This window comes from Arthrobacter sp. M2012083 (genome assembly GCF_000281065.1).
In the GTDB taxonomy this organism is placed as follows: domain Bacteria; phylum Actinomycetota; class Actinomycetes; order Actinomycetales; family Micrococcaceae; genus Arthrobacter.
In genome coordinates this window covers 185,023-192,782 of the sequence record NZ_AKKK01000011.1, presented here as the reverse complement: position 1 = coordinate 192,782, position 7,760 = coordinate 185,023, and the positions used below count along the sequence as shown (strand labels likewise).

The window sequence follows — 7,760 nt, the reverse complement described above, 5'->3', positions numbered from 1 at the left end:
GGGGGGGGCCCGCCGTCGTGATTGCGTTGGTAACTAGGCCTTGCGCGGAATGCCCGTGCGAGCCATTGCCTCGGCGTAGGCGCCGTGGATGGCGTCCAGGTATTCCTGCTGGCGGGCCGGGGTGCCGGCGAAGGAACGGCCACCCAGTGAGCGGACCTTGAAGGTCTTGAATCCGCGGCGGGCGATGCTGGCCGGTGCCGCCTTCATGAGCTGATCGGCCAGGCGGTGTGCCTCGTTGCCGTGTGCCACCAGGGCGGACGTGCGCGGCAGCAGCTGCAGGAGGCGCAGGAGCGGCTTGAGGCCCTCGGTGATGTTGGCTGGCGTGAGTTTGCCCGGTTCCTCGTTGGGCTCGATCCACGGGTACGCGTTCCACGGCATCATGAGCTCGGGACGCAGGCCCAGCTGCCACTGCATGCCGAGCATGCGGGTGTTGGCTTCCTCGTCACCCGGGGTGATGAAACCCTCGCCGGTGGTGGTGCGCTGATTGGAGAAAAGGCTGACGATGCGGCAGTCATCCATGCTGTGGGCGGGGTCGATGTAAAGGACCTCGCTGCCCGGCTTCTGCTCCTTGATGGAGTCGCACAGCTCGTTGACCTCGGCGATGTGCGGTTCGTAGCGGCGGTTCCAGAGGATTTCTTCAGGTGATTCAGTCGCCAGTTCTTGCATCAGGGGTTAGGTCTCCTAGGTGTTACAGCGCACCGTTCCAAGGTGCCGCGGGCATGCCGCAGCCAAACCTCAAAGGGTGCTGTTGGGGGCTAACTAACCTTACCGGACTATGGGGGTGAACGGGTGCCGCTTCGGCGCGCCCCCGAATGCGACACGGCGTGTTGCCCCGGAACGTGGCGGGCCTCTTTGCCCCAACACCGGCCAAACACCAGAGAAACCGCTGTCATCGGCTAAACTTGGCTGGTAAGAGCCCCGAAACTCTTGCGTATGCCGTGCCTTGTGGCAGGTTGCACCAGCTATGTCGGGGCATTCTCATGTACGGCGTCTCGTCCTGGTCATCCGGCTGGGTCCGGGCCCGAAAGAATGGGGGAGGATCCCATGCCCGCTATCGTGATCGTCGGAGCCCAGTGGGGCGACGAAGGCAAAGGCAAAGCAACCGATCTGCTCGGTGGCCGCGTTGACTACGTGGTCAAGCCCAACGGCGGTAACAACGCCGGGCATACCGTGGTTGTTGGCGGTGAGAAGTATGAGCTGAAGCTCCTTCCCGCGGGCATCCTGAGCCCCAACGCAATACCTATTATTGGCAACGGCTGCGTGGTGAACCTCGAGGCCCTCTTCCAGGAAATCGACGGCCTCGAAGCCCGCGGTGCGGACACGTCCCGCCTGCGCGTTTCGGCCAACGCCCACTTGGTTGCTCCGTACCACCAGGTACTGGACAAGGTGACCGAGCGCTTCCTTGGCAGCCGGGCCATCGGTACCACCGGCCGTGGCATCGGCCCCGCCTACATGGACAAGGTGGCCCGCCTGGGCATCCGGGTCCAGGATGTCTTCGACGAGTCCATCCTCCGCCAAAAGGTGGAAGGCTCGCTGCGCCAGAAGAATGAACTCCTGGTCAAGGTCTACAACCGCCGTGACATCGTGGTGGACGAGATCGTGGAGTACTTCCTCGCCTTCGCTGAGCGCCTGCGTCCGCTGGTCATCGACAGCACGCTGGTCCTCAACAACGCCCTGGACGAGGGCAAGGTTGTGCTCATGGAAGGTGGCCAGGCAACGTTCCTGGACGTCGATCACGGCACCTACCCGTTCGTCACCTCGTCCAACCCCACGGCAGGCGGCGCTTCGGTCGGCTCCGGCATTGGTCCCACCCGCATCTCACGCTCCATCGGCATCATCAAGGCGTACACCACCCGTGTTGGCGCAGGACCGTTCCCCACGGAACTGTTCGACGACATGGGCGTTTACCTGCAGAAGACCGGCGGCGAGTTCGGCGTGAACACCGGCCGTCCCCGCCGTTGCGGTTGGTACGACGCCGTCCTGGCCCGCCACGCTGCCCGCGTGAACGGCTTCACGGACTACTTCGTCACCAAGCTGGACGTCCTCACGGGCATCGAGCAGATCCCCGTCTGCGTTGCCTACGATGTCGACGGTGTTCGCCACGACGAAATGCCCATGACGCAGACGGAGTTCCACCACGCAGTGCCCGTCTTCGAGTACTTTGACGGCTGGACCGAGGACATCACCGGCGCCCGCACGCTTGAAGACCTCCCGGAGAACGCCCGCAACTACGTGCTGGCCCTGGAAAAGCTCTCCGGCACGCGCTTCTCGGCAATCGGCGTCGGCCCGGACCGCGACCAGACGATTGTTGTTCACGACCTGATCAACGACTAAGTCTTACTCAATCACGACGACGGCGGGTCACCTTGGTTCCTCACGGAACCGACCGGTGTCCCGCCGTCGTCGTCTCAGGGGTGAGCACGCGACCCGCCGGGCGGGGTCTGCGACCGGACGCAGCATGGCGCCGTCGAATGGCGTACTCGGCCACCACCAGGTTGATGACCCAGGACGCCCCCATCAGGACTGCACGCGTGGTCTCGTCGGTGGGGCCCACCATCAGGATCCACGGCAGCAGCACCAGGGCTTGCGTCCCAGCTCCCAGTGCGATGGCGTAGGCGCGCGTCATCCAGGCCCCGTGCGCAGCGAAGTCCCGTCGGCGGATCGCCAGGACTCCGAGGATGATGCCCAAAACCATGGCAGTACCAAAGATCATCCGAAGAACCAGCAGTGCCTCACCGTCAGTTTCCGGCAGAGCGTAGAACAGGGACATCCACAGGCCGGACAGGCCGGCGAGCAGCCCCGCAGGAATTAAGATACGCCCGGATATTTCATGCCAGGACCGCCTGCCTCGGCGAAGTCCGGTGACCCGCCTCAGGGCAGGGACGAACTGAAAAGCCCCCAGCAGGCTGTACACCGTGACTGTGACGATGTGTGCTATCACCGGGATGGGCGAGGCGAAGAACCTGGCATTCTCCGGAGTGACGGCTGCGCCACCAGTCAGCTGACTAAGACGCGCCGCGCCGGCAACGACAGGAATGAGGCTGAGGGCAATCAGCGCCGCAGGCACGGCCCACCCCATGCGGCGACTCCGGAAAGATGTGGTGGTTTTCGATCGCATGGCTCCGCCTCGAGGCTCTTGGTGTACGGCGTACACCTTTATAATCGAAACACTAGGTGTACGCTGTATACCTGTCAAGGCCATGCCCGGACCTTGGCTGAGAAGGGGGAGGGACGAACACATGACCCAGCTGGCGGAGGCCGCGCGGCGCGTGCCCTTGAACCGCGACCGAGTGCTGCAAGCTGCCGTCACGCTCGCTGACGAAGTAGGTCTCGAATCACTGAGTATGCGCCGGCTTGCCCAAGAACTCGGCGTAGTTCCGATGGCGCTCTACAAGCACGTCGCCAATAAGGAAGAACTCCTGGACGGCATGGTGGACACCATCGTCGGCGAGATCGACCCACCTGTGCCCGATGCCCCGTGGAAGACCATGGTCCGTCTACGGGTGCTTTCGGCCAGGGTGGCGCTCCTTCGACATCCTTGGGCCCGCCCTGTCATCGAAACCCGCACCAACACCACGCCGGCGGTCCTCGAATACATGGACTCCTTCGTGGGCATGTTCCTGGCGGGCGGATTCTCCGAGGACCTGACGCACCACGTGATGCATGCCCTGGGTAGTCGGATGTGGGGGTTCACCCAAGAGGTCTTTGACGACTCGGCAGGGAAAGGCGCCAAGGACCAGCCACGTATCACGGCGGAAGCCCAGGCTGCGATGGCCCGGCACATGGAGGAGAGCTACCCCAATCTATTTCGAATCGCTGTGGCGGCAGCGCATGACGAAGAGTCTGTGGTGGGGAATGGCTGTGACGACCAGTTCGAGTTCGAGTTTGCCCTGGACCTGCTTCTTGACGGATTCGAGCGACTCCACCAACGGAACTGGACATCCCACGGTTGATTACCGCGGCGCGTAAACGTTGGAACGGTGCTCGATGCGAAAGAGCGCTTCTCCCATCCGGGACTAATTCACCATCCCGCCGGGTTACGCCAGGGGGAGCGTAACTGGTGATGACGACGCGAAGGGGAGCACATGAGCGCAGTGGCTGAAGAAGGAGTCGGGTTCCGATCCCGGCGGGGACCCATTCTGATTGCACTGATGCTCGCGACGGGCTTGGTGGCGATCGATGCCACCATTGTTGCCACGGCGGTGCCGTCAATTGTGGAGGACATTGGCGGTTTTGCCTCGTTCCCCTGGCTCTTTTCTGCGTACCTGTTGGCGCAGGCGGTCTCGGTGCCCGTCTATGCCAAACTCTCGGACGTTGTGGGCCGGAAGCCGATGATTTTGGGCGGGATTGGCCTGTTCCTGCTTGGCTCGATTCTCTGCGGGCTGGCCTGGAGCATGCCGGCGCTCATCGCGTTCCGGGTCCTTCAAGGCCTCGGTGCGGGGGCAGTCCAACCTGTGGCGATCACGATTGCCGGCGATATCTACACGCTGGCTGAGCGGGCCAAAGTGCAGGGTTACCTGGCCAGCGTGTGGGCGGTTTCCTCCGTGGTGGGACCAACGTTGGGAGGCGTTTTCGCATCGCTGGGAATCTGGCGCGGGATCTTCCTCATCAACATCCCGTTGTGCCTTCTGGCGGGTTGGATGCTCCTGCGGACCTTCCACGAGGAGGTGGAGCGGACCAGGCACCGCATCGACTATTTGGGGGCGGGGCTGCTGACGGTTTCGTTGAGCCTGCTCATTCTGGGGGCGCTTCAGGGCGGCCAGGCATGGCCTTGGGACTCCGCGATCAGCATCTCTGTTTTTGCCGGCGGGGCCTTGTTGTTCGCAGCGTTTCTCTTAGTGGAAAGGAAGGCTGCTGAGCCGGTCCTGCCACCTTGGGTTGTCTCCCGCAGGCTGCTGGCGACGACGGCGATGATCTCTTTCGGCGTTGGTGCCGTCATGCTTGGGCTTACTTCCTACGTCCCAACGTTCCTGGAAGGGTCCCTGAAAACCTCACCCCTTTTGGCCGGGCTCGCCTTGGCAGCCTTGACCATTGGCTGGCCCATCAGTGCGTCTCAAGCCGGCCGGTTGTATCTCCGCATCGGATTTCGGAACACAGGCATCATCGGCATCGTGATTACGGTCATCGGCACGGCTGTCCTTGCCGTCACGGCCTCATCGCCCAGCGTCATCCTGGTGGCGGTGGCGTGCTTCATCGTTGGGCTCGGGCTCGGGCTGGTGGCAACGCCGAGCCTCATTGCCGCGCAAACCAGCGTCGAATGGAACGAACGCGGGGTGGTCACGGGTACCAACCTGTTTGCCCGCTCCATCGGCAGTTCCATTGGCGTGGCCGTTTTCGGTGCCATTGCCAACGCTATCTATGCCAACGGCGCCAGCGGCGGTCCCGATCCGAAAACCACCGTTTCGGCCTCAACTGCGGTATTCGTGGCTGTGCTTGTCAGCGCAGTCCTTACTGTAGTGGCGGTGCTGGCGATGCCTGCTGAGGGGAAGGGCAACACCGCCGAACCGGCCGCGAAGCCCAGCTCGGAGCCCGCGAACGATTAGTCTCGAAGGCATGGATGAACTGATCACCGGCACCTTGGAAAAGTTGTTTGAAGGAACCGTCTGGGCGGAGGGTCCTCTCTGGATTCCGCAGTCGCAGACCGTTCGTTGGAGCGACATTCCCAACAACAGGATCCTTGAGTTCTCGCCTTCTACCGGCGCGACGCGCGAGTACGCCGCCGGCGTCGAATACACCAACGGGCGGACGCTGGACCGTGACGGCAGCGTGGTGCAGTGCAGCCACGGCCGCAGGCGCATTGAGCGGGACCACGACGGCGTGGTGACGCCGATCGTTGAAGCGTTCGGTGAGCATCGGCTCAACTCGCCCAACGATGTCGTCGTGGCTGGGGATGGCACAGTCTGGTTTACCGATCCTCCCTATGGAATTCTTCCCGGGACGGTGGAAGGGCACGAAGGTGAGCAGGAGTACGGCGGTTGCTACGTCTTCCGCTTCGACCCGGAAACGGAAGAGCTGACTCCCATGGTCACGGATCTGGTCCACCCCAACGGGCTGGCGTTCTCCCCGGATGAGTCGCTCCTGTATGTGGCTGACACGGCAGGTCCGGCTTTGGGAGTGCCGTTCCGGATTGCTGTCTACCCGGTCAACGGTGGCTCGTGCGGCGCTGGCAGCACATTCGTTGAGCTCGAAGACGATGCGGCCTCGGACGGCTTCCGTGTGGACATCGAGGGTCGCGTGTGGACGTCGGCGGGCTCGTCAGTGCGCGTCTACGCCCCCAGCGGTGCGCTGCTGGCCGCCGTCGAAGTCCCTGAAAAGGTCTCCAATCTCTGCTTCGGAGGGGCCGACGGTCAAGATCTTTACCTCACAGCCACAACATCCTTGTACCGGCTCCGGACCTCAACACGGGATGCGACGTGGGATCGTCCACAGAGCTAAGTACGCGTTGACGGCGATTAGTAAGGTTGCTGTAGGTCTGGGGAAGGCGATTCGTTACGCTGGGACTGAGCACCAGCACTGCGATCGAGGAGTGAATGTGTCCGGAAGCAACCCCGACCCGTATGAGGACAAGATCACCGGCCTGGAGCCGGGTGGGGGAGTGCCCCCTGGAGAGACGCCTCCCGGCGAATCATCAACAGTCGGTCCCCAAGGCCACGACGAAGGTGGCCCCAGGAAAGGCACGCAGTTCCTGTGGCTGGCAGCCATCGGCGCTGGCGTGCTGCTGACCCTGCTGTTCTTCATCGGCTACATCGTCGGCTTCTTCGACTAGGCGGCAGGCCGTCGTCGTGCCTGTCTGGAATACGCGGCCCTAAACGGGAGTTGGCGCTCATATGAAGGCAATTACTTATAGCGAATACGGAAACCCGGACGTCCTGGAACTGACGGAGCGGCCAATGCCCAAAGTGGGGCCGGGCATGGTACTGGTCAAAGTGAAGGCGGCGTCGGTTAATCCTGTGGACTGGAAAATCATGGCCGGCTACTTGGACTCGTTCATGGACCTCCAATTTCCGGCGATCCCGGGCTGGGATGTTGCAGGCGTTGTGGAAGCAGTGGGTATTGATGCACCCCATTTCAAGCCCGGTGACCAAGTGATCTCCTATGGCCGCAAGGACTACGTCCACGGCGGCAGTTTTGCCGAGTACATCGCCTTGCCGGAGCGGCTGCTCGCCCGCAAGCCGGAATCATTGGACTGGAACGAGTCGGCGGGACTTCCCTTGGCCGGACTCACTGCTTTCCAGGTCCTCAACCGCTTGGGTCTCACGTCCGGCGAGACGGTGCTGATCCATGGCGGTTCTGGCGGAGTCGGCTCCCTTGGTATTCAAATCGCCGTGGCGCGTGGCGCGAAGGTCATCGCCACGGCGTCGGAGAAGAACCATGACTTCCTGCGGTCTCTGGGTGCCGAACCCGTTGCTTATGGCGAGGGGCTCGCTGAGCGGGTTAAGGCGATGCGTCCGGAAGGAGTGGACGTTGTGGCCGACTTCGTAGGCGGCAATCTTGAAGCAACGCTGGAGGTCCTGGCAGCGAACGGGCGGCATGCCTCCATCGCCGACAGCGAGGTGGAATCCCACGGTGGCACCTGGATGTGGGTCAATCCGGTGGGGGCCGAGCTGCAGCAGCTCGCCGACCTGGTGGACGAGCACAAAATCCGGGTGGAAGTGGCTACCGCATTGCCTTTGGCTGAGGCCGCTGATGCCTTCCGGCTCAATATGGAAGGGCACACGCGCGGGAAAATTGTGGTCACCGTCCCGTAGGGCCGCTGAGCT

Annotated in this window: 8 protein-coding genes; 6 read left to right on the top strand and 2 right to left on the bottom strand. The window is 62.9% G+C overall.

Features of this window, described 5'->3' with window-relative positions; genetic code table 11:
• Positions 1 to 33 precede the first annotated feature (33 nt).
• Positions 34 to 666, bottom strand: coding sequence for a hypothetical protein (locus A477_RS0107765; RefSeq protein ID WP_017198451.1), 633 nt, complete (start codon positions 664 to 666; stop codon positions 34 to 36).
• Positions 667 to 1,044: 378 nt separating this feature from the next.
• Between A477_RS0107765 and A477_RS0107760 the strand changes: the two genes are divergently transcribed.
• Positions 1,045 to 2,334: an adenylosuccinate synthase gene (locus A477_RS0107760; RefSeq protein WP_026005435.1), complete on the top strand. Its 1,290-nt coding sequence runs from the start codon at positions 1,045 to 1,047 to the stop codon at positions 2,332 to 2,334.
• Positions 2,335 to 2,374: 40 nt separating this feature from the next.
• Here the strand turns inward: A477_RS0107760 and A477_RS0107755 are convergent, their stop codons facing one another.
• Positions 2,375 to 3,118 carry a DUF2306 domain-containing protein gene (locus tag A477_RS0107755; protein ID WP_017198449.1) on the bottom strand — a complete coding sequence of 248 codons (744 nt, stop codon included), beginning with the start codon at positions 3,116 to 3,118 and terminating at the stop codon, positions 2,375 to 2,377.
• 121 nt (positions 3,119 to 3,239) lie between these two features.
• Here A477_RS0107755 and A477_RS0107750 point away from each other — a divergent pair, with 121 nt between their 5' ends.
• The 5 genes from A477_RS0107750 to A477_RS0107730 all read left to right on the top strand — a co-directional run bounded on the left by A477_RS0107750 (position 3,240) and on the right by A477_RS0107730 (position 7,748).
• Entirely contained in the window at positions 3,240 to 3,953 is a 714-nt protein-coding gene (locus A477_RS0107750; protein WP_017198448.1) for a TetR/AcrR family transcriptional regulator C-terminal domain-containing protein, read from the top strand.
• A gap of 132 nt (positions 3,954 to 4,085) precedes the next feature.
• Positions 4,086 to 5,543: an MFS transporter gene (locus A477_RS0107745; protein ID WP_017198447.1), complete on the top strand. Its 1,458-nt coding sequence runs from the start codon at positions 4,086 to 4,088 to the stop codon at positions 5,541 to 5,543.
• Positions 5,544 to 5,553: 10 nt separating this feature from the next.
• Positions 5,554 to 6,435 carry an SMP-30/gluconolactonase/LRE family protein gene (locus A477_RS0107740; RefSeq protein ID WP_017198446.1) on the top strand — a complete coding sequence of 294 codons (882 nt, stop codon included), beginning with the start codon at positions 5,554 to 5,556 and terminating at the stop codon, positions 6,433 to 6,435.
• Positions 6,436 to 6,532: 97 nt separating this feature from the next.
• On the top strand, positions 6,533 to 6,766 hold the full coding sequence (locus tag A477_RS0107735) for a DUF6480 family protein (RefSeq protein WP_026005434.1): 234 nt from the start codon (positions 6,533 to 6,535) through the stop codon (positions 6,764 to 6,766).
• A gap of 61 nt (positions 6,767 to 6,827) precedes the next feature.
• Positions 6,828 to 7,748, top strand: a complete 921-nt coding sequence (locus A477_RS0107730; protein WP_017198444.1) for an NADP-dependent oxidoreductase — start codon at positions 6,828 to 6,830, stop codon at positions 7,746 to 7,748.
• The last annotated feature ends 12 nt before the right edge of the window (positions 7,749 to 7,760 follow it).